At 51.1% G+C, this 22,003-nt stretch carries 19 protein-coding genes; 8 read left to right on the top strand and 11 right to left on the bottom strand.

Going from position 1 to position 22,003, the window contains the following annotated elements; translation table 11 throughout:
• The first annotated feature begins 79 nt into the window (after window positions 1-79).
• Entirely contained in the window at window positions 80-568 is a 489-nt protein-coding gene (gene moaC / locus ACTRXF_RS07635) for a cyclic pyranopterin monophosphate synthase MoaC (RefSeq protein WP_474261501.1), read from the top strand.
• Window positions 569-571: 3 nt separating this feature from the next.
• On the opposite strand, the gene modB is transcribed toward moaC, so the two are convergent.
• From modB to htpX, 6 genes are all read right to left on the bottom strand, one after another.
• Window positions 572-1,225: a molybdate ABC transporter permease subunit gene (gene modB / locus ACTRXF_RS07630; RefSeq protein WP_474261502.1), complete on the bottom strand. Its 654-nt coding sequence runs from the start codon at window positions 1,223-1,225 to the stop codon at window positions 572-574.
• A gap of 14 nt (window positions 1,226-1,239) precedes the next feature.
• The gene (gene modA / locus ACTRXF_RS07625) at window positions 1,240-2,013 is read right to left on the bottom strand and encodes a molybdate ABC transporter substrate-binding protein (protein WP_474261503.1); all 774 of its coding nucleotides are present in this window, start codon (window positions 2,011-2,013) and stop codon (window positions 1,240-1,242) included.
• A gap of 37 nt (window positions 2,014-2,050) precedes the next feature.
• Window positions 2,051-3,070 (bottom strand): ThiF family adenylyltransferase, encoded by a 1,020-nt coding sequence (locus ACTRXF_RS07620; RefSeq protein WP_474261504.1) that lies wholly within the window; start codon window positions 3,068-3,070, stop codon window positions 2,051-2,053.
• A gap of 17 nt (window positions 3,071-3,087) precedes the next feature.
• Window positions 3,088-4,074: an EamA family transporter RarD gene (gene rarD / locus ACTRXF_RS07615; protein WP_474261505.1), complete on the bottom strand. Its 987-nt coding sequence runs from the start codon at window positions 4,072-4,074 to the stop codon at window positions 3,088-3,090.
• Between the two features lie 60 nt (window positions 4,075-4,134).
• Entirely contained in the window at window positions 4,135-4,698 is a 564-nt protein-coding gene (locus ACTRXF_RS07610; RefSeq protein WP_474261506.1) for a copper resistance CopC family protein, read from the bottom strand.
• 185 nt (window positions 4,699-4,883) lie between these two features.
• Window positions 4,884-5,783 carry a protease HtpX gene (gene htpX / locus ACTRXF_RS07605; RefSeq protein ID WP_091612608.1) on the bottom strand — a complete coding sequence of 300 codons (900 nt, stop codon included), beginning with the start codon at window positions 5,781-5,783 and terminating at the stop codon, window positions 4,884-4,886.
• A gap of 230 nt (window positions 5,784-6,013) precedes the next feature.
• Here htpX and ACTRXF_RS07600 point away from each other — a divergent pair, with 230 nt between their 5' ends.
• The 4 genes from ACTRXF_RS07600 (at window position 6,014) to egtD (ending at window position 11,294) form a co-directional block, all read left to right on the top strand.
• Complete coding sequence (locus ACTRXF_RS07600; protein WP_474261507.1) at window positions 6,014-7,957, top strand: aconitate hydratase; 1,944 nt, start codon at window positions 6,014-6,016, stop codon at window positions 7,955-7,957.
• A gap of 77 nt (window positions 7,958-8,034) precedes the next feature.
• Complete coding sequence (locus tag ACTRXF_RS07595; protein WP_474261508.1) at window positions 8,035-8,919, top strand: SDR family NAD(P)-dependent oxidoreductase; 885 nt, start codon at window positions 8,035-8,037, stop codon at window positions 8,917-8,919.
• Between the two features lie 150 nt (window positions 8,920-9,069).
• Entirely contained in the window at window positions 9,070-10,335 is a 1,266-nt protein-coding gene (gene egtB / locus ACTRXF_RS07590) for an ergothioneine biosynthesis protein EgtB (protein ID WP_474261670.1), read from the top strand.
• Window positions 10,336-10,337: 2 nt separating this feature from the next.
• Complete coding sequence (gene egtD, locus ACTRXF_RS07585) at window positions 10,338-11,294, top strand: L-histidine N(alpha)-methyltransferase (RefSeq protein ID WP_474261509.1); 957 nt, start codon at window positions 10,338-10,340, stop codon at window positions 11,292-11,294.
• 28 nt (window positions 11,295-11,322) lie between these two features.
• Here egtD and tenA read toward each other — a convergent pair whose 3' ends face one another.
• Window positions 11,323-11,994 carry a thiaminase II gene (tenA, locus tag ACTRXF_RS07580; RefSeq protein ID WP_474261510.1) on the bottom strand — a complete coding sequence of 224 codons (672 nt, stop codon included), beginning with the start codon at window positions 11,992-11,994 and terminating at the stop codon, window positions 11,323-11,325.
• Between the two features lie 162 nt (window positions 11,995-12,156).
• On the opposite strand from tenA, the gene ACTRXF_RS07575 reads away from it, so the two are divergent.
• The gene (locus tag ACTRXF_RS07575; protein ID WP_474278540.1) at window positions 12,157-13,767 is read left to right on the top strand and encodes an FAD-dependent monooxygenase; all 1,611 of its coding nucleotides are present in this window, start codon (window positions 12,157-12,159) and stop codon (window positions 13,765-13,767) included.
• Between the two features lie 215 nt (window positions 13,768-13,982).
• Here ACTRXF_RS07575 and ACTRXF_RS07570 read toward each other — a convergent pair whose 3' ends face one another.
• The 4 genes from ACTRXF_RS07570 to ACTRXF_RS07555 all read right to left on the bottom strand — a co-directional run bounded on the left by ACTRXF_RS07570 (window position 13,983) and on the right by ACTRXF_RS07555 (window position 19,476).
• Window positions 13,983-14,510, bottom strand: a complete 528-nt coding sequence (locus tag ACTRXF_RS07570) for a GrpB family protein (protein WP_474278538.1) — start codon at window positions 14,508-14,510, stop codon at window positions 13,983-13,985.
• A 90-nt stretch (window positions 14,511-14,600) separates the two neighbouring features.
• Window positions 14,601-16,079, bottom strand: a complete 1,479-nt coding sequence (locus ACTRXF_RS07565) for an aldehyde dehydrogenase family protein (RefSeq protein ID WP_474261513.1) — start codon at window positions 16,077-16,079, stop codon at window positions 14,601-14,603.
• A gap of 94 nt (window positions 16,080-16,173) precedes the next feature.
• On the bottom strand, window positions 16,174-18,399 hold the full coding sequence (locus tag ACTRXF_RS07560) for an ATP-dependent helicase (RefSeq protein ID WP_474261514.1): 2,226 nt from the start codon (window positions 18,397-18,399) through the stop codon (window positions 16,174-16,176).
• A 75-nt stretch (window positions 18,400-18,474) separates the two neighbouring features.
• Window positions 18,475-19,476 (bottom strand): zinc-dependent alcohol dehydrogenase family protein, encoded by a 1,002-nt coding sequence (locus ACTRXF_RS07555; RefSeq protein ID WP_474278536.1) that lies wholly within the window; start codon window positions 19,474-19,476, stop codon window positions 18,475-18,477.
• Window positions 19,477-19,624: 148 nt separating this feature from the next.
• Here ACTRXF_RS07555 and ACTRXF_RS07550 point away from each other — a divergent pair, with 148 nt between their 5' ends.
• Both ACTRXF_RS07550 and ACTRXF_RS07545 read left to right on the top strand, forming a co-directional pair.
• Window positions 19,625-21,199 (top strand): ATP-binding protein, encoded by a 1,575-nt coding sequence (locus ACTRXF_RS07550; protein WP_474278534.1) that lies wholly within the window; start codon window positions 19,625-19,627, stop codon window positions 21,197-21,199.
• Entirely contained in the window at window positions 21,199-21,879 is a 681-nt protein-coding gene (locus ACTRXF_RS07545) for a response regulator (RefSeq protein WP_474278532.1), read from the top strand. The genes ACTRXF_RS07550 and ACTRXF_RS07545 overlap by 1 nt, the downstream gene beginning before the upstream one ends.
• Window positions 21,880-22,003 lie beyond the last annotated feature (124 nt).

Raw genomic sequence — 22,003 nt, 5'->3', positions numbered from 1 at the left:
TCGATGCTCCTTTATCATATTTGAATGTATGTATCCGTGCTATAATCGGTCAATACTGTATCCAGGAGGGACATGTACCATGTCAGAATTCACGCATTTTAACGAACAGGGCCGGGCCAGAATGGTGGACGTATCCGATAAACCGGTGACGAGCAGAAGTGCCCTGGCAGGTTCAAGCATCCGTGTTCCAGAAGAGGTCTACCATGCCATAACGCAGGGGGATATTAAAAAAGGGGATGTGCTCGCCGTCGCCCAAATCGCAGGAATCACCGGCGCCAAACAGACATCCACCCTCATACCAATGTGCCATCCGCTCCCGTTAAGTAACGTAGACATCAGCTTTTACTGGGAAACAGAAGAAACGTATGAACTATTTATTGAAGCTTTTGTTAAAACGAAGGGAAGCACCGGTGTGGAAATGGAAGCGTTGACCGCAGCATCCGCCGCTGCTTTAACCGTGTATGATATGTGCAAAGCGCTCGATAAAGGAATGGTCATCGGACCGACATACCTGCTTGAAAAAACCGGGGGCAAAAGCGGTGACTATCACCGGGAAACAGGCGATTAATATTTAACGTTCCCGGTTTAAAAGGTAAGTTAAACCGAGCAGCAGGAAGGAAATAAATATACTGATGCCGACGTACGTATACGCAAGGTTCATTTGATTCGACTCAATGGCCACGTAGATGGCCGTCGGCATTGTTTGTGTAACGCCGGGAATATTCCCGGCAAACATCAGCGTAGCCCCGAATTCTCCCAGAGCTCTCGTAAAACTGAGAACAAATCCTGTCATAAGCGCTCTTCCGGCGAGAGGAACAGCGATATTTGTAAACACGCGCCACTCTCCTGCCCCGTCAACTCTTGCAGCGGATTCAATATTGGGGTCAATTGAACCGTAGCCGGTTTTTGCCGACTGAAACATTAAAGGAAACGCCACGACCGCAGCGGCAACAACAGCGGCGACCGGCGTGAAAATAATCGAATTTTGAAATACTTGTTCATACACGCTGCCAATCCAGCTGCTCGTTCCAAAGACGACGATAAGTAAAAAGCCGGTCACCGAAGGAGGCAGCACGAGCGGAAGCATCAGGAACGTTTCTGCTGCCAGCTTCCCCCGGAAATTTCTGACGGCAAAAACTCTCCCGAGCATCGCCCCGACAATGAAAACAAGGACAGCTGCGATGCTTGCTGTCAGCAGAGATAACTGTATCGGAAACCAAAACATCAGGCACGCTCCTTTTATTCCGGGTCTGAAAAGCCGTACGAACGCAAAATATCCTGGGCTTCACTGCTTTGCAGGTATTCCATAAATTCCCGGCTTTCTTCTTCGTTCCCGCTTCCTGCCACAGCCCCGCCGTAATAGTGAATGGGGGAGTACAGGGAAGGATCAATTTCTTCAAGCACCCGTACGTCAGCTTCGCGCGCGTCTGAAGCATATACAAAGCCGACCGCTGCATTGCCTCTTTCGACAAGAGTTAACGCGTGCCGCACATCTTTAGCAAAAACCACCCGCTCCTGCACGCGCTCCCATTCCTTCATGGAAGTAAGTGCTTCCCGGGTATATCTTCCGGCGGGTGCTGCCTCCGGCGTTGCCACCGCTATCCGGCCGCTTCCATTGAGCACGCTCTGAAGCTTTTCTTCCGCACTGTCTTCAGGCACCACCGCCACCAGCTTATTTTCTGCAAAGGCAGGATCCCCTGTATCCACCATTATATTTTCCTCTTCAAGATCGTTATAGTGTGAAGCGGAGGCTGACAAAAAGACATCCGCCGGACCGCCCCGCTCAATCTGCTGCTTCAGTGTGCCGGAGCCGCCGTAGTTAAACGCCAGGGAAATATCCGGATGCTCGTTGGCGAAGCTTTTCTGCACCTCAGTAAGAGCATCCTGCAGACTGGCTGCCGCTGAAACCGTCAGCTCGGGCTGCTCTTCGTTCTGTTCTGCCTGCGGACCGCCGCTGCAGGCCTGCAGGAGAACAGCCCCGGCCCCTGCCGCTACGAAGGGTTTCCAGTTCATGTTGTCCTTCATCTCCCTTCGATGGATTGGTTTCAGGTTATCCGAGCAGCTGTGCATACCACCGCTTGGCTTCCTGGACGTCGCTCGTGCCGTGGATGAGCGCCCGCCCGTCCTGAAATAAAACGATACGCCGCGTTTCAGTCTGCACCGACAACAGATAAGGATTTTTGCGCACGCTCCAGTTCCTGCTTTCCCAATCGCGCTCCAGCCGTTCGAAGTTCAGCTGTTTGCTTTCCCCCGGGCGGATCTGCACTGTATCCCTGCCGCACAGTACGCTCGTTTTATTTGAATGTTCATATGTTAACGCCGGATATTCCGCTTCTTCACCACATGAGAGGCATCCAGGATCCTTACTGCTCTGCAGGCCGATGGAAAACTGCTGCTGGTTCCAAAGATCAAAATAGTCCAGAGTCACCGGGAGACTTTCTCCGTCACCGACCAGTATTTTTAAGGCTGCGGCCGTCTGCTTTGCCGCTACTGACTGCACAGCCGGAGCGATTACTCCTACTGTGTCGCACGTCTGCCCCTGCGAAGGGATCTTTTTCCATACGCAGCGAAAGCAGGGGCGCTCTCCCGGAAGAAACGGGTGCACCATGCCGATACTTCCCACACAGGCTCCGTAAATCCAGGGCTTACGGTATTTTCTCGCCGCATCGTTAATCAGCAGACGGGTATCAAAATTGTCCGTCCCGTCAACGATAAGATCTGTCTCTGCAGCCTTTGCTTCGATCCATGTAAAATCGACATCCACCACTTCACCTTGCACATGAACCCCGGAGTTAATCTCACGCAGCCTTTTTTCTGCCGCGGCTGCTTTAGGCATCTGCTCTGCGGCATCCTTTTCCGTATACAGCTGCTGGCGCTGCAGATTGCTGTACTCCACGTAATCACGGTCTGCGATCGTCACTGTACCAACGCCGGCACGCACAAGCATCTCCGCTGCCGAAGCCCCGAGCGCTCCTGCACCGACAATCGTCACAGAGCTTTCGTTTAATTTTTTCTGGCCCGCTTCACCAATCGGCGAAAACAGCTGCTGTCTCGAATATCGCTCATCCATGCTTTCTCTCCTTTTCTTCAACTATTTATAGCTGCTTCTGTTTTCTTTCTCTGCATATGAATACGTGTCCGCGAAACGGTAAACAGCGTAAGCCCCGCCCAGACAATTAAAAAGGCTGTGAACTGCTGGAAGGAAAAAGGTTCCCTAAATAAAAAAACACCCAGCACCAGCATAATCGTCGGCGCAATATACTGCAGAAAGCCAAGCAGGGAATAGCTGATCTTCCGCGCCCCCGAGGCGAACAGCAGCAATGGAACAGCCGTAGCTGCCCCCGCCCCGAAGAGCAGTGTCCACGTGCCTGAATCATAGGTGGAAGCCGTTTCGCCCGAAAAGAACATTAAAAAAATCAGGGCAAATGGAGCTGCCAGAAACGATTCCAGCGTCAAACCTGCCCATGCGCCGAGTGCTACAGTTTTTTTAATAATACCATAGCACCCAAAGGATAATGCCAGGATAATCGAAGCCCACGGAAACTGCCCGTAGGAAATCGTCAGCACGAATACGCCGATAAACGCGAGCACTACCGCAGCTATTTCCATACGTGCCAGCCGTTCTTTTAAAAATACCGTCGCCAGAGCTACGTTCACAAGCGGGTTAATATAGTAGCCAAGGCTCGCCTGGATCACATGGTCTCCGTTCACTGCAAAAATAAAAGTAAACCAGTTGATCGTAATCAATAAAGCGGCACCGGTGATCGCCGCCGTCGTTTTCACGGAATGAAAAGCATGCGTTATTTCATTCCATACTCCTTTGTAGCGCCCGATCAGCACAATAAGTACAGCCATGAATAAAAACGACCAGATCACCCGGTGGGCGAGCACATCGATCGCCGGGACCTCGTTAAAAAGCTTCCAGTAAAGCGGAAGAAATCCCCAAAGTACATAAGCTGCCACTCCTGCTGCAATGCCTGTCTGCTGCTCTCTCATCTGCATCTCCGTCCTCTCTCCCCGTCTATTATAGCGGACAATGGTCCCCCACTGCCAAACAAGAACGGCTGAAGCCATTGGAATTTTTCCACACACAAACAAAAAAACAGCTTCGAAGGGTCTCGAAGCTGTCCACTGTTACTTTTTACGCTCTCTGTTTTTCCATAAAATGATCGTAAACGCGGAAACGACTGTCAGGCCAAGCGCTCCCATAAACACCATGCCGGGAATATTCGCGCCTGCTTCTTCTGCTTCCCGCTCTTCTTCCTGTTCTGCTTCTGTAAGAGCACTTTCGCCTGTCCGTTCTTCCAGGTTATCCTGTCTTTCTTCGAGGGAAGTGTTGCTGTTAATACTGAAATTAATGCCCTGCTGTTCAGACTCCCCTTCCGCATCAGTTACGGTGTAATTTAATATATAGTTTCCATTTTCCAGAATGCTCTCGATCTCTGCGGAGACTGTCATTCCGTCTTCGCTGATCACTGGTTCTTCTATATCAATTTCATCGCCGGTTTCTACAAGCAGATACATATCTTCTACACGGTCAATCTCTGTATCAAAGTTGAGTTCCACCCGCTCGGGTACTTCCAACAAAGAATCTCCATTTTCCGGACTCGAGGATTCCAGTACGGGCGCTGCAACCGCCTGGTAAGGGGAGGCAATGAAAAATAAAACCGCGAGAAGACCAAAAATTCGATATTTCATAGGACTTCTCCTTTCAATAATAGATCACTCTACTCTTTATATCATGATATAAAGCCAAATTCGAACCATATCATTTACGTTTTTGTGTCAATTTTATATTTCCCGGGAAATATCCATCTCTCTATCCTTCCACCTGGTACAAAAAACCCGGACGCGGCAGGCGCATCCGGGGAAGGTGCTTATATTCAGCTTTGTTCTAAACGGCGGATCCGGTCTTCAAGCGGCGGGTGCGACGAAAAGAGCATCGCAGCTGCCGACGGCTTATTGTTGATTTTCAGCGTCTGCATGGATGACTGTTCCGTATCCACCCGGTCCACATAATTTTGCAGTGAGCGGAGAGCATGGGCCATCTTGTCTTTACCGGCAAGATCTGCCCCGCCGCGGTCGGCGTGATACTCACGGTAGCGGGAGTAGGCAGCCACAACAATACTTCCGAGAATCGAAAAGAGGATCTGAAATACAATAATCGCCAGAAAGTGAATAATCGGGCGCATATTTTCGTTTACGAACCTCGATACCGCAAAGGCGACGACCCGTGCCAGGAACACCACGAACGTGTTCACGATTCCCTGCAGCAGGGTCATAGTGATCATATCGCCATTTGCCACGTGGGCAACCTCATGGGCAATAACGCCTTCAACAGCATCATCATCCATCGATTGAAGCAGACCAGTTGAAACGGAAACAAGCGATCTCTTTTTGGTAGGCCCTGTCGCAAAAGCGTTCACTTCAGCGGACTGGTAAATCCCAACCTCCGGCATATGGGTAAGCCCTGCGCGCCGGCAGAGACGGTGTACTTTTTCAACGACCATTTTTTCAGCCTGGCTTCCCGGATTATCCGGGTCAATTACTTTGACGTTCATCGCTTTTTTCGCTATGAATCTCGACATAGCCAGTGAAATAAATGCTCCGGCAAAGCCGATAACGGCACTGATAATCAACAGCGGCACCAGATTCAGCGTACCGGCACCATAGTCATAAGCACCCAGGTTAACACCAAACAAACTTAGTATTGAAAACACGATGACAATTGTTAACAACACCATCATGTTCGTTAACAGAAACAGCATGATTCTTTTACCCATGGCTTTCTCTCCTTTTTTTACTCTTCATTTTCTTTTACACGAGTATTTATACGCAGGTGTACCCCGGAAGGTTTCATCCTTATTTATATTATTACACATTAAAATTTACACGAAAAGAAAGATCCCTCGTATGTTTACAAGTTTTTCTTAACAGGTATAAATATTAAGAGCATGTTTTCATTCAGAAAGAATTAACACAATTGGAATTCTGACGAAGGAGGACGCCATTTATGGCACGAAACGTTGCACAAAAGCTAATCGAAGAACACCTCGTCTCCGGGGAGATGACTCCAGGCGAAGAGATTGGAATGAAAATCGACCAGACACTCACCCAGGATGCCACTGGAACAATGGTGATGCTTGAGCTTGAAGCGATGGGGGTTGAACGGGCTCAGACAGAAGCTTCCGCCCAGTACGTAGACCACAATATCATTCAGGAGGATAATAAAAACCCGGATGACCATCTGTTTCTTCAAACAGCAGCAAAACGCTTCGGCATGTATTTCAGCCGCCCGGGTAACGGTGTCAGCCACCCGGTACACATGCAGCGCCTTGCCCGTCCCGGCCGCACCCTTCTCGGGTCGGACTCCCATACATGTGCCAACGGCTGTATGGGGATGCTTGCCATGGGAGCAGGCGGTATCGAAGTAACGATGGCAATAGCTGGAGAGCCATTCTTTGTTAAAATGCCCCAGGTTTGGGGAGTAAAGCTTACCGGCAAGCTTCCGGACTGGGTCAGCGCCAAGGACGTTATTCTTGAGCTTCTCCGCCGCCATGACGTGAAAGCCGGCGCTAACAAAGTCATTGAATACTACGGACCAGGCCTTGAAGATCTGAGCGCTATGGATCGTCACGTTATTGCGAACATGGGAGCCGAGCTCGGTGCCACCGCAAGCGTATTCCCATCGGACGATGAAGTGAAGCGTTTCATGGCAAGCCAGAACCGCGAGGACGAATGGCAGGAGCTGAAAGCTGACCGCGGTGCCCAGTACGACATCGATGAAGAAATCGATTTGTCCTCTCTTGAGCCGCTGATTGCCAAACCGTCGAGTCCGGGCAACGTTGTACCGGTACGGGAAATCGCCGGCGAACCTATTTTCCAGGCGTATATTGGTTCATCCGCAAACCCTGGATACCGAGACTTTGCGATTGCTTCTGAGATCGTCAAAGGGAAAAATGTGCATGAAAATGTAAGCTTTGATATTAATCCATCTTCACGGCAAATGCTGACAGACCTCGTGTCCAACGGCCATATTGCCAATCTCCTGAGCGCTGGCGGCCGGCTGCACCAGGCAGGCTGTAACGGCTGTATCGGCATGGGACAGGCACCTGCCACCCACAAAAACAGCCTGCGGACGACTCCGCGGAACTTCCCGGGACGCTCGGGTACGAAGGAAGACCGCGTATTCCTGTGCAGCCCTGAAATAGCTGCTGCTTCTGCGCTTTACGGTGAAATTACCGACCCGCGGACCCTTGATATGGACTATCCTAAGGTAGGTGAACCTGATGAGCCAACCGTTGATTTCCGGTTGCTGCAGGAGCCGCTTCCTTACGAAGAAGCAAAAAATATAAAAATTGAAAAAGGCCCGAACATTGCTACCCTTCCGGAAATGGAAGAGCTGCCGGACCGCATCGAAGTACCAGTACTGCTGAAGCTTGGCGACAACTTCTCCACCGATGAGATTCTTGCCGGCGGAGCGCGCGTGCTTCCGTACCGCAGTAACCTGCCGGAAATCAGCAAGTTTTCATTTGAAATTACCGATGAAGACTATTACAACCGGGCAATGGAAATTAAAGATGATACCGGTCACGCTATTGTCGGCGGATCCAACTACGGCCAGGGCTCAAGCCGTGAGCACGCAGCCCTTGCACCCCGCTACCTCGGTCTGCGTGTTGCCCTTGTCCAGGACTTTGCCCGTATTCACTGGCAGAACCTTGTGAACTTCGGCGTGCTTCCGATCACGTTTGAAGACACTGAAGACTATATGAAAATCGACGCCGGCGACACTATTGTGCTTGAGAACCTGCGTGAAAATATCCAAAATTACAACACGTTTGAAGCCACTATTAAAAACAAAAATGAAACCATTACCGTGCGCCATGAAATGTCAAGGCGCCAAATTGACATGATGCTTCGCGGCGGTTTGATCAACTGGGTACGCGCAAAACAATAACAGTACCGGCGGGGCAGACGCTTCTTTTCAGGAAGCGCTGCTCCTTTATGTTTGATGATTAAGGGAGGCCTTCATTGATGGAAAACAAAGTAGAAAATCAAAGAACTATCCTGCTGACCGGCGCCACCAACGGCATCGGCAGAATCGTCGCAGAAAAACTGGCAGCTGAAGGGCACACCCTATTGCTGGTGGGACGCAAGGAATGGAAAGGCGAAGAGCTGATTACCGAATTGGAGCAGAAAACCGGAAACACAGGACTTCATTTTTATCAGGCTGACCTTTCCCTGCTGCAGGAAATCGAGACACTTACAGAGAATATAGCACGGGACTACGGCCAGCTTGACGCCCTGATTAATAATGCCGGCGCCGTCTACTCTTCCAGGGTTTGGACGGAGGAGCATCTCGAGCGCACTTTTGCCCTGAATTACCTCGGGGTATTTTATCTTACTGAGCTTCTCCTCCCTCTTCTCCGGAAGAGCTCTGACGGCCGGATTGTAAACGTTTCTTCTGCTGCACATGCAATATCCAGGATGAACTTTCAAAATCTGCAGGGGGAGCAGAAGTATAACGGCCTGAAGCAATACGGTCTGGCGAAGCTGTCCCTGCTGCTGTATACGTATGACCTTTCCCAAAGGCTACGCTATGAAAATATTAAAGTGAACGCTCTCCATCCCGGCAACATTTCCACCGGGTTCGGATTGAATAATAAAAATGCCTTTTACCGGGGACTGAACAAATTCACCAGTATGTTCGGCGACTCCCCGGAGGAAGGAGCTGACCTGGAAGTGTCGCTTGCTTCAGGTGCCCGCGGCTCTCAGGTAACCGGTAAATACTTCACGAAAAAAGGAATTACGAGCTCTTCGAGTGATTCCTATTCCACAGCCAATCAAAGAAAGCTGCGGGAAATCAGCGAAGAACTCGTTTATCACTACACTGGAAGAGAGCTTCAGAAAGAAGCCTAAAAAATATCAGCCTCATGGAATGCCTTCGCGGGCATTCCTTTTTTCGCTTTTCTGTCTTTCCGCCTTGTTTTGCCCTGTTTTGAAGCGGGTATTTAACCTTCATGTGCATGTACTTATGCACCATTCTATTTACCTGAGGAGGAATTCCCCATCGTACAGGCGAAGGCAAATGCCGCAAAAGCTGACTTCACCGAACGTTTTACGTCTCTGCGTCAGCAGACGATGAAGCTGACCGAACCGTTATACACCGAAGATTTTATGATTCAGGCGCATCCTGACGTCAGTCCGGCGAAATGGCATCTGGCCCACACGACCTGGTTTTTTGAGCAGTTCATTCTCAAGCCGTACGCTGATCATTATGAAGAGTTTTCAAAATTCTCCAACGGCTTGTACAACTCCTATTACGAAACGCAGGGAAAACCGTTTCCCAAGCAGTACCGCGGACTGATTTCCCGTCCGACGACTGAAGACACCATGGAATACCGGCGTCATGTGGAAGCGGCGATGGAACGTTTTCTCAAAGAAGGGCCCTGGAACGATGAGATCGCTGAATTAATGGAAACCGGCCTGCAGCACGAGCAGCAGCACCAGGAGCTGTTAGTCACCGACACAAAATTCAACTTTTCGATGAATCCACTTAACCCTGCCTACCTGGAAAATGATTCTTTTGCTGAAAAGGGAGAGACTCCTGAATTGGAATGGCACGCCTATGAAGACGAGTTAACGACTATTGGCACAGATAATCTGCATTTTTCCTTCGATAACGAACGCCCGGAGCATAAATTTTATCTGCACGCCTTCTCTATCGCCTCCAGACCGGTGACCAACGAAGAATATATTCGTTTTATTGAAGACGGCGGCTACGAAGATCCTGAGCTGTGGCTTTCCGAAGGCTGGGGTATTGTCCAGAAGCATGACTGGAAGGCACCGCTCTACTGGCAGAAACAGGGCGGGATCTGGTTCTACTTTACGATGAACGGCCTGAAAGAAGTGCGCCTTCATGAACCTATTGCCCATATCAGCTACTACGAAGCAGATGCCTATGCCCGCTGGGCCGGAGCGCGCCTCCCTACCGAACAGGAATGGGAGTACGCTTTCCGCAGCTCCGAAGCAGACGGTACGTTTCTTGAATCTGAAAGCTATCATCCGCAGCCACTCCAATCGGCTCCCAATGCCTACGGAGACGTATGGGAGTGGACACGCAGTCCTTATTCCCCGTATCCAGGCAACCGTCCGCCGGAAGGGGCCATGGGAGAATACAATGCAAAATTCATGAGCAACCAAATGGTGCTGCGCGGCGGTTCGTGCGCAACTCCGCAGTCACACATCCGCTCCACCTACCGTAATTTTTTCCCGCCGGAAAAACGCTGGCAGTTCAGCGGACTGAGGCTTGCCAAGGACGGAGTGCAGAAATAGCCATGGCTGACTATACTGTATTGGATTTAAAGCCTTCGCTCTCCTCCCTGGCTGAAGACGTTCGCACCGGACTGGCTGCCGAGCCTAAGAGTATCCCCCCGAAACATTTCTACGATGAGCAGGGAAGCATGCTATTTAATGAAATTACCCGGCTGCCGGAATATTACGTGAGCCGGACCGAGGCGTCTGTTTTATCCGACTACGGGGAAGAAATTGCTGAAAGCATTGGAGCCTCCTCCCTTATTGAGCTTGGAAGCGGAAGCTTTGATAAAATCCGCTGCCTGCTTCCCTTCCTATCGGAGGCAGTGAGCTATACCCCCGTCGACATTTCGCTTAGTGCCCTGCACGATACCGCCGCCCATGTAAAGGAAGCCGTGCCGGCCATGCAGGTCTCAGGCGTATGTGCAGACTATACAAAAACGATGTCGTTTTTTAACAGCAGCAAAGACCAGCCCTCTGCTGTCTTTTTTCTCGGCTCCACTATTGGAAACCTGGATCCGAAGGAGGCTTCCGAATTTTTACAAAAGCTCGCTTTTCATATGAATCCCGAGGACAGCCTGGTGGTCGGTGTCGATTTGAAGAAGGATCCGGTCGTGCTTCACCGGGCGTATAATGACGAGGCAGGCATTACCGCTTCCTTTAATAAAAATTTGCTCCACCGCCTAAACCGCGAGCTTGACGCCGGCATCAATACCGGCCATTTTGCACATGAGGCTTTTTACAACGAACGGCTCGGGCGGATCGAAATGCATCTGCGCGCCGAAAAGCCTTCCCTGTTCTCGATCGGTGGAGAAACGTTTACGATGCGTGCCGGCGAGACGATCCATACAGAAAACAGCCGGAAGTTCACTCCCGAGGAATTCATAAATCTGGCCCGCCAGTCCTTCTGGGAAACCAGCGACTGGTGGACGGACGAAAATGAATGGTTTGGCGTATTTACGCTTTCCCCTCAAATATAAGCAGAGCTCCCGGTCCTCCGGGGGCTTTTCATGTCTGCGGCCAGCCTTCCAGCCGGTACGCCATTTCCCAGAACAAATACTCAAACCGGGTAGTCGTTAAAAATATATTTTCAATCTTTCTTTTTTCCTCCGCGGGTTTGTTTTCTGCCAGGCGGTCGAGCATGCTGATGCCCCAGTCCGCCAGCTGCTGAAATTCGTCATCGCTGTACATCTGCACCCATTCGCCGTACAGCTCATGCTCGAGGGCCCCCGGCCATGAACTGAGCTTTCTTCCGATTTCTGCGTAGCTCCACATGCATGGAAGCACAGCCGCAAGCAGCTCAGCCAGACCTCCGTTCTGCCCTTCATGCAGCATATACCTTGTGTACGCAAGTGTAGTTGGTGCCGCTTCTGCCTGTTCGAGCTCCTGTTCGGTGATGCCAAATTTTTTTGCATACTGGCGGTGCAGACTCATTTCTTCATTCATGGTAACGTCCATTACCTTCGCAAAAGCCCCCATCGTTTCCACGTCTTCGGCTTTAACAGCACCAATCGCAAACAGTTTCGCATATTGCATGAGATAAAGGTAATCCTGAACCATGAAATAACGAAATTTTTCCTTATCGAGGGTCCCCCGCCCAAGCTCTTCCACAAACGGATGCGTATGATTCTGCTCCCACACCGGCAGCAGTTTTTCCTTTAAATCATGAGTGAATGACATTAACCTCTTCCTTTCCTTCATTAAGAATCAAACCGGCCCAATCCCAGTCGGAAATAGGAATTTCCCATATTCAAACACAGTTTCCTCCTGCGGGCAACACGTGCATGAGGCAGCCTTTCGCAGGGTATACTACAAGTATACTGAAGGGAGCGTGATGAATTCATGAAAACAACGAATACCGATGTATGCATTGTTGGGGCGGGCCCCGTAGGCTTGACTGCCGCCAACACATTAAGAGCACTCGGCATCCGCGTCCGTATTTTAGACAGAAAAAGCTCGATTTCCCCCTTTTCCAAAGCATTCGGCATCCAGGCGCGCACCCTCGAAATGCTCAGCCTGATCGGTGCGCTCCGCCCCTTCTTAAAGGAAGGGTTCCCAATCACTGATGCGGCTGTTCAGCCTGAAGGCAAACGTGCTTCCAGGGCCTCCTTTGCTTCGCTCGATACGCCGTTTCCCTTCATGCTTATGCTGCCGCAGTCAGATACGGAGCATATTTTAAAGAAACAGCTTCGGGAAATCGGCCAATTTATCGATTGGAACACCCACTGTAAACGGATTACCCAGTACCGGGACTACGCAGAGGTGGAATGCTCCACCGAAAATGGGCACGAATTAATCCGCGCCTCCTATGTGATCGGCTGTGATGGTCCTCACAGTACCGTCCGTGAGAACATGAACGTTTCCTTTCCGGGCGGCAAGCATGAAACAATCTACTTTTTAGGGGACGTGACGGTGGAAGGAATTCCGCTTTCCAACGATATCTCGACATTTATTACCGAACGCGGTGTAGCTGCTTTCTTTCCCTTCCGTGATGAAACGTACCGGGTAATCACTATCGACCATGCCGAACAGAACCGTGAACACCGGGACGACCTCCCTCTTGAAGATCTCGAAAAAAGCGTACAGCGTATTACTCAGCAGCCAGTACGTTTGACCAGCGCCTCCTGGCTGTCCCAGTTCGGCACCTCCCATCACCAGGCTGATTCCTACCGGGATAAGCGGCTGTTTCTTGCCGGAGATGCTGCCCATCTGCACAGCCCCTTCGGCGGCCAGGGAATGAACCTCGGCATGCAGGACGCGGTTAACCTCTGCTGGAAATTGGCGTGGGTGCTCCGCGGCCATTCGGATCCTGCTCTGCTCGATACGTATGAAGAGGAACGTTACGCGGTCGGACGCAAGACCATTCGAATGACAAATACGGCCATGCAGGTGATGACCCGCTCCCATACCCTTATTCCACGTCTTCTGGCGAACCCTGTCAGTATGCTGAGCAAAAGCAGTTCATTACAGCGCCAGCTGACCCAGCGCCTCGCCAATATTGATATCAGCTATCAGAACAGGGCTTCGTTTGCGAAATTCCAGCACCAGGGGCCGATGATTCCAGCCGGATCCCGGGCTGCGCCGGCACGTGTTCTTACCGAGGAAGGAGAACACGCAGACGTAATGGATTTTCTGCACATCCAGCAGTTTACCTGCCTGTTTTATATCGAAGACGAGCAGGAGCTTCATCAGCTCGATGAAAGCATCCAGGAGGTGCGCCGGCAGTACGGCCCTTCCATTCTCATTCTCGTTGTTCAGCGCAAAGGCATACTCCGGGCCTCCAGGCCGAATATCCACCATCTGTTTGATTACCGGCGCGATCTTGCCGTTAAATGGAAGCTGCCGGCATTTTCAGCTGTACTCATACGTCCGGACGGCTATGTTGCTTTTGCCGAGCACCCGGTCCGTACCGGGAGATTGATGAGAAAAATTCACACCGCTTTATATCAGTAGCTTCTTTCATCCTCGCTCCATTTTCCAGCCGGCTGTGGATAATTTCCGAAAGCACTTCAAAGACTGTCCACAAGCCGGCGCTTCATTTCAGTAAATTCTCTGTCATCAATGCCTTTAATCGAAGCAGCCGCTTCGATTATTTTTATGTCCTTCCCTTATCTCAGCTGATAACCATCCCCATTGTGTATATGTCTGTGGACGGTTTTGTCAGTTTTTCAAAAACCACCATTTTCTCCTTCTGTTCGTTTCCAGAAAAGAGCCTCCTGTTCGAGCCTCTGCACGACAGTATGCTTTTCTTCCATATATCCAGACGGACTGTGCGGGTGCCTCGCTACAGCCTGTTTTTTAATGATTTCATATTCCTTCGCCTTTGCCGGGAAAGAGCGTAAATAATCGCGGAAGGCAAGGTGACGTCCGCTCCCTTCGCTTTCTTTTTCGAACACGTGCACGTGAAAACGGCGGACATATTCGCCTTTATAATAAAAAGCCCTTCCTTCAATACCATGCTCTCCTTTTCCCCTATATCCGAGTCCTTCAAGCCGGTCTTCGGACCACATAGAGAGCTCTGGGGTTTCAATTAGGATATCGATGATTGGCTTTGCCGAAAGGCCCGGAACGCTCGTGCTTCCTATGTGGTAAATATGATCTCCCGGACCGCCGGCTTCAAGCTCGAGCAGCTTTTGTTCATGGTAAAAATAGTGCTTCCACTCCTTTTGCCACGGCACGACCTCTATGGTCCGCATCGGATCACTCCTTTTCAAAAATCTTTATTTTTCTCAAACTTCAGCATAAAAAACTGTCCTGGAAGCCTCCAGGACAGCTGCTTGATTTCGTTATTCGGGAATATACGGCAGATCCCGCATTTTCGGTACATTGATGACGTGAGGGGTTACGTAGCCGAGAAGGCCTTCTTTTCCGTATTCGCGGCCGATGCCGGACTGCTTGACTCCGCCGAATGGATAACGGACGTCAAGTCCCTGCACAGCAGCGGTATTGACCATCGTAGTGCCTGCTTCAATACGGGCTGCAACTTCGATGGCATGGTCTTCTTCTCCCCATACCGAGCTTGTGAGGCCGTAAATGCTGTCGTTCGCCATTTTCACCGCTTCATCCACCGTATCGTAAGGCACGATCGGAACGGTCGGTCCGAACTGTTCCTCCTTCACAATGTCGTCCTGCTGGTCCGCGCCGAGCACCAGAGTCGGCTGCAGGAAGTACCCCTGTTCAAACAGCTCCTTATCCACAATGTGGCCGAGCGGGATAACGTCCGCGCCTTTTTCAGCCGCATTGTCCACAAGGCTTTTCACAAAATCCAGCTGCTGCTTGTTATTGAGCGGTCCGGTCGTGACCTGTTCATCAAACGGACTGCCGATTTTCACCCATTTGTTGGCTGCTTCCTGATACTTTTCCACAAAATCATTGTATAGGGTGCGCGGTACATAAATGCGTTTGGCGATCATGCATATCTGGCCGGCGGTCAGGAAGTTGGAGATAACCATGCGGCGCATCGCGCGCTCATCATTTACGTCAAAGTCCGGCAGCACTACGGCAGCATCATTGCCGCCAAGCTCAAGCGTCATATCCTTGATTGTATCCGCGGCCGACTTCATAATTTTCTTAGCAGTTTCCGTACCTCCCGTGAAAGCAATTTTATCCACATGTGTATTGGAGGTAAGCTCCACGCCGACCTCAGCTTCTCCGTGGACGAGATTCAGCACCCCGTCCGGAAATTCTTTGGCAATCATTTCAACCACCAGGCTGACCGCATGTGGAGCAAACGGGCTCGGCTTTGAAACGACGGTATTTCCTGTCAGAATCGCCGGAGCAATCTTGATTGTCGAGAGCGCAATTGGATAGTTCCACGGGCTGATGGCAGACACTACGCCTATCGGCTCCTGACGGATGATTGTTTTACCGCCCTCGCCTTCGTCTACCTGATCAGCGATTGTCTCTTTTACTGTCTGGCAGGCATACTCCATCCACATGATTGAAACCGCCATTTCGCCCTCTGCGTCGTAAACCGGCTTGCCGTGTTCTTCCGCGAGCGTTTCAGCAAGCTCCGGCGTGCGGTCCTTCATTGTTTGGATGGCGCGTTCCATCCGCTCGATCCGCTCTTCCACCGGCACTTCCTTCCACGCAGGAAAAGCAGCACGGGCTGCTTCAATAGCTTCCGCTGCCTGCCCGGTCGTTGTTTTCGGCACGTATGCCACGATTTTTTGCGGGTCTGCCGGGTTTTCCCGTTCCATATATTCGTCGGCGTCCACTCGTTTTCCGTTAATCCATGCATATAATGTTACTGACTCGTCTGCCATTGCTGACTCCCCCTTAGAAACATTAGTATCTATCAATTCATCGTAGCCTGCTGCACGTGATTATTCAACTAATTTGCTGAGCCGGCTGCGGCAGTTACTTTTTAATAACCTGTTTAGTGCCGGGCACCATTTTCCCTTTGCACATCGGACACTCTTTTTCCGTTTCATCAGGTGCTTCCGACAGACGTATCCAGGCCGGGCACATCGCTTCTTCACAGACGAGCGCCTCGATGGTTTCCGTTTCCTGCTTTTCCCCTGTATGTGTTTCTCCCGGAAAGGCTTCGAGCAGAAAGCGTGACACTTCCACCTCCTTGCCGCGGTAAAAGGCCGGCGAGCTGATGCACAGCTTCTGCTTCGCCCGCGTAATCGCTACATATGCGAGCCGGCGCTCCTCCTCCAGAGCCTGGGTCTGCTTATTTTCTGCCTTCTCTCCGTATAAAAGGTCCTTCATCCGGTCGGCCTTTAAGGCAGAATCATGCGGCATGATCGTTTCTGAAGCCCCGATCACATACACGACCGGAAACTCCATGCCCTTGGCCCGGTGGATCGTCATCAGCGAAACGTGGTTCGCATCCGGGTCCTTCTCCCGCTCCTTCATCTCGCGGAATGTCCGCAGCATATCGTCGACAAAGTATACAAAAGACGACACACTTTCAAACCGTTTGGCCGAGGACTCCAGTTCATCGAGGGTTTCCTTTAACGTTTCCTTTTTCATGCTTACCTGCTGTTCATCGGCCTCCAGGTAGCCGTCGTAAAACTGGCGCCGCATCTGGCGGATGGCCGTTTCCGGGCGTTTTTCCTTCAGCTTCTGAATCATGCTCTGCCGCTCCTCCACCTTTTTACGCTGAAACGGGCGAATGCCCGGCATGTCTGTTAAATGAAGCAGCGGTTCGCTGCGGGGAGAAAATATTTCACGGTCTTTAATGTGCCGCATGCCGCGCTCCCGGGAGATGAATAAAGTCGGCACAACTTCGGGCATCGCTTCCACGAGCGTCGGATTCAGGCTCAGCCGCAGATAGTCCATCATCGCTTTCACCGGCCACTGCTCATAGAACATCTGGTTGCCGAGGGAATGGTGCACAAACGGCACATCCTGGGCCGTCAGCTGCTCAAAGATGGCACGGCTCACACTGATCGTCCGGTGCAGCACGGCCATATCACGCCACTCGCATTCTCCCTCTGCCACGGCACGCTTCATATCTGCCACCACCTGCTCCGCTTCTTCGTCGGTGGACGCAGCGCGGAAATAAAACGGAGACGAGGCTTCTGCATTCATCACCTGGAGGGTTTTCGTTTTCCGCTGCTTGTTGTGGCGCACCACTTCATTCCCAAGGCCGGCAATAGCTTTATGGGAGCGGTAGTTGACGTCGAGCACAATCGTCTGCGCTTCCGGATACTTCTGGTCAAACTCCAGAATAAATTCGTGCCGGGCCCCGTTAAACGAATAAATCGTCTGGTCGTCATCACCCACCACAAACAAATTGCGGTGCTTTTCCACGATCATCTGCACCAGCCTGTACTGAAGATAGTTGGTGTCCTGAAATTCATCGACCATGACGTACTCAAACCGGTCCTGCAGCTGCTGCAGAAAAGCCGGGTCCTCGTCCATCAATGCTTTGGCCTTCATTAAAATATCGTCAAAATCAATATAATTGCGTTCAAGCTTCCAGTCTTCATACGCCTCGCAAATACGTTTTAACTGCTTTTGGCTCGTTTCTTTTTCAGGAAGATCCGCAACAGCGGTGTCATTCATTTTATGATAGGACAGAAAGGATAAGACCGCCTCGGGCTGATAGACATCTTCAAGGCCCATGTCCTTCATCAAAAGCTTCACGGCCAGCTGCTTTTTCCGCTCGCTTGAAACAATTTCCTGTCGGATACCGTGGCGGCGGAGCAGAAGCAGGAAAAAGGCGTGGAACGTGCGCACCTGCAGATTGCTGGCTGTTTCTCCGACACCCGGCAGGTTCATCACTCTCGTTTTCATTTCTTCCGCTGCTTTTTTTGTAAATGTGATCAGTAGAACGGATTCTGCCGGCACCTGCTTGACCGCCATTAAATAGCCGGCCCGGCAGACGAGCACCGACGTTTTCCCTGAACCGGCACCTGCAAGCGCCAGCAACGGCCCGCTGCCAAAGCGTACGGCTTCAATCTGGGCTTCGTTCAAAAAAATACCGTCCGCTTCAAGCGAACGAAAATAAAAGGCATCGGATTCCTGATCCGATACGAGCTCCCTGCTTGTTGTAGCTTTAGCAATTGCTGCATATGGTACTTCTTCTCCGCTTACACCGAAGGGAGTCGAATAAAAAGAAAATTCCCGCATAAGTTCTCACCGTTTCTGTTGGATTGAGTATGTTTATTATAAATCGGCACAGCCCCTCTTGTATAGAGCAGGCAGTCATGGTCTGCCAAGCATTATTTTTCCGCCTCCGCTGAAGCTTCCGTTCTCATAGTCCTTTAACGCCTGCCGTACCTGAACGAGCGGATAGACATGCCGGACGCGCGGCACCACAAGCTGCCCGCTTTCCACCAGTTGAAACAGCGTCCTGAATACCTGCTGGAAGCGCGCATCGGAAACTGAAGCATTCCAGTGCCTCAGATGAAACATCGTACCCTTCACTCCCAGTGTTTCCGTAATATAAGCCCAGTCGAGCGGTCTGCCGGAGAGCAGGCCGAGTGCTAAAAGCGTTGTTCCCGGCTTAACGCTCCCGGCGAGAGCGGCTCCGGCTTCTCCACCGATCATATCCACGGCGGCTTCTGCTTTCTCTCCCTGCAGGGCAGCTTTCAGCCCGCTCTCTTCTTCTCCTTCCCCGGCTGCCACTATTTTTTCTGCCCCCAGCTGTACCAGCTCGTTTATTACTTCATTTCGTCGTACCAGGCCCACCACGCGAATATTCATCCAGGAAGCCAATTGAATCAGAAGCCTGCCCATTACAGAATTAGCCGCGTTAATAACAAGCATTCCACCGGAAGGAATATCCAGCTTTTCAGTTAAAAGGACGTACGCCGTCACCGGGTTGATGTACATCTGCGCAGCTGTCTCATCGGAAAGACTGTCCGGCACCGGTACGGTCAGGGCTGCCGGCGCATGCACAAGCGACTGCCAGGTGCCTTCGCCCCGCAGCGGCAGCACGCGCTTTCCTATCAATCCTCTGCTCACTCCTTCTCCAACCCGCTCAACAACACCCACACCTTCGTAGCCGGGCACGAGCGGCAGCGTTACCCGGTGGGCATAACGCCCGTATACAGGAATGAGATCCGAAGGATTGGCCGGGGACAGACGCATCCGCACTTCCACGCGGCCGGCTTTTAACTCCCCCTTTTCTTCCTCCCTGATATGAATTTGCTCGGACGGTATTCCAAACGCACCGACGTCTGCTTTTATGTTGATACGTCCCATCTTCTCCCTCCTAATATGCAATTGCCGCTCTGTCTACGATATGCTACTCTTTGAACAACCCGTATATTTAAATAAGAGGATATAGTCCTACACTTTCTGAAAGCGTTATCCTGGAAGGAGGGAGCCCATTATAAGAAAGAACATGAAGATGCAGACAAAAATTATGTTTCTCGTCGTCGGGCTTGTCGCTTTTATTACGATAAGCTCCTTCGGGGTGTTTGCTTATTTAGAATATAATGATATCGAAGAAGAGCTCGGAGATAAAGCGTTAAGCACAGCCACCTACATAGCGAGCTCCCCGGTCGTTCAGGGAGCGTATGCCTCCGAGGATCCAAGCTCCGTGCTTCAGCCCTATGCTGAACGGGTCCGTAAGCAGGCCGGCGCAGAGTTTGTGGTGCTCGGTGATACCGACGGAGTCCGTTACGCCCACCCGGACGAATGGAAAATCGGCGAATCCATGGTCGGCGGCGACAACGCCCGCGCGCTCGAGCAGGGGCAGTCCTACGTCTCCACTGCCACCGGCACCCGGGGCCCCTCTCTTCGCGGCAAGGCACCGGTTCGTGATGAAGACGGGGATATTGTCGGCATCGTTTCTGTCGGCTTTCTGCTTGAGGATGTGCGGGCGGCCATCTGGGAACGCTTCGGGCTTCTGTTTATGCTCGCGCTCGTTCTTCTCGCTCTAGGCGTAATCGGCAGTATGGCGGTCTCAAGAAATATCCGGAAAGATATGTTCGGCCTTGAACCTCATGAGATTGGTCAGCTGTACCAGGAAAAAGAAAGTGTACTTACTGCTATCCGGGAGGGCATTATTGCAATTGACACCGAAGGGCGGATCACGATGATGAATGAATCAGCCCGAAACATGCTTGCTATTAACGGTGTCATCGAGGGGCAGAATATTCATCACGTGCTGCCGGACTCGGAAATGCCAAAAGTACTGAAGCACGGACAGCCGGAATACGACCAGGAATTAGTGCTCCGCGGAGCTCCTTACATCGTCAACCGGGAGCCGATCACTATCGATGGCCGGCTCGTCGGCGTCGTTTCTTCGTTCCGTGATAAAACAGAAATGATGCAGATGGCTAACACGCTTTCTGACATTCAGCGCTATTCGGACAGCCTGCGCTCACAAAATCATGAATATCTGAATAAGCTATACGCCTTGTCCGGGTATCTTCATCTCGGGAAATACGACGAGGCAGCCCAGCTTGTCGAAGAAGAAACGTCCCAGCAGCGCAAAACCCACTCCGTAGTCTTTCAGCAGATTAACGACCCGACCGTTCAGGCGATACTAACCGGAAAAGCGGCAAGGGCTTCCGAAAAAAAGACAGCTTTTCACATCGACAGCGAAAGCCGGCTGGAAACACTGCCGGACCACATTCAGAAGGTTCAGCTTGTATCTATTTTAGGCAACCTTATCGATAACGCCATCGACAGCGCCTCAGGCTGTTCAGCGCCCGAAGTAACCTTTTTTGTCACCGAAATGGAGGAGGAAATTATGTTTGAAGTTGTCGATAACGGGCCCGGGCTCCCGGAAGGTGTAGACATTACTTCCCAGGGAGCCTCCACGAAATCCGGTGATCAGCCAAGAGGATACGGACTGGCAATCGTAGAAAGAACGATTCAGGAACTACAGGGTATGCTTGAATTTGGCAACAATGAAAATCAGGGCGCCTATTTTACGGTTTACCTGCCCAAAACGTTGCCGCAAGGGGGTAGTTGATGATTCACGTTGGTATTGCTGAAGACGACTTCCGGATTGCAGATATTCACCGGCAGCTTATTGAACAAATTGAAGGATTTTCATGCAGTTTTACCTCCGGCACCGCCAGAGAGCTGCTCGATACGATGCAGCACACGCCGGTTGATGTACTGCTGCTCGACATTTATCTGCCCGATCAGCTTGGAACAGACATTCTCGGGCAAATACTAGATCGCCATGATGCGTACATTATTATTATTTCAGCTTCAAATGATCTCAGTCATGTGCAGAAAGCCCACCGGTCGGGTGTGATCGATTATATTATTAAACCAGCTTCTCCTAAACGGCTCGAGGAGTCGCTGAAAAAATTCCAGGCTATGCAGGCGGCCCGCCCTGAAGGGGATCTTACCCAGGAGGAGATTGATCGTTACTTCTCCCCTCCTGCGTCTCCCGGCACGGCGGAAACCAAATCAGAATTGGATTTGCCAAAAGGTATTGATGCCTTCACACTCGATCAGGTAAAGGATCAGATCCATCAGGCAGAGCACGGAGTAACGGCTGATGAAATGGCTTCGTTTCTCGGTGCTTCCCGAACTACCGCGCATCGCTATTTTAAATATTTATTATCCGCAAACGAAATCGAGGTCCGTCCGATCTATGGAATTGTCGGCCGCCCTGAACGCAGATATTTTAAAAAATAATTCCTTCACCGGCTGCAGCCAGTACATGCAGCCGGTTTATTTATGCCCGTGACATTTATGAAATAAATACAATAAACGAAAGATATACATTTTAAATTGTAAACGGTTACATTTAAGCGTTTTT

This window comes from Marinococcus sp. LNHM3E3-2.2, assembly GCF_056034385.1.
The sequence above is the reverse complement of the archived record's forward strand: the minus strand, read 5'-3'. Positions and strand labels throughout refer to the sequence as shown.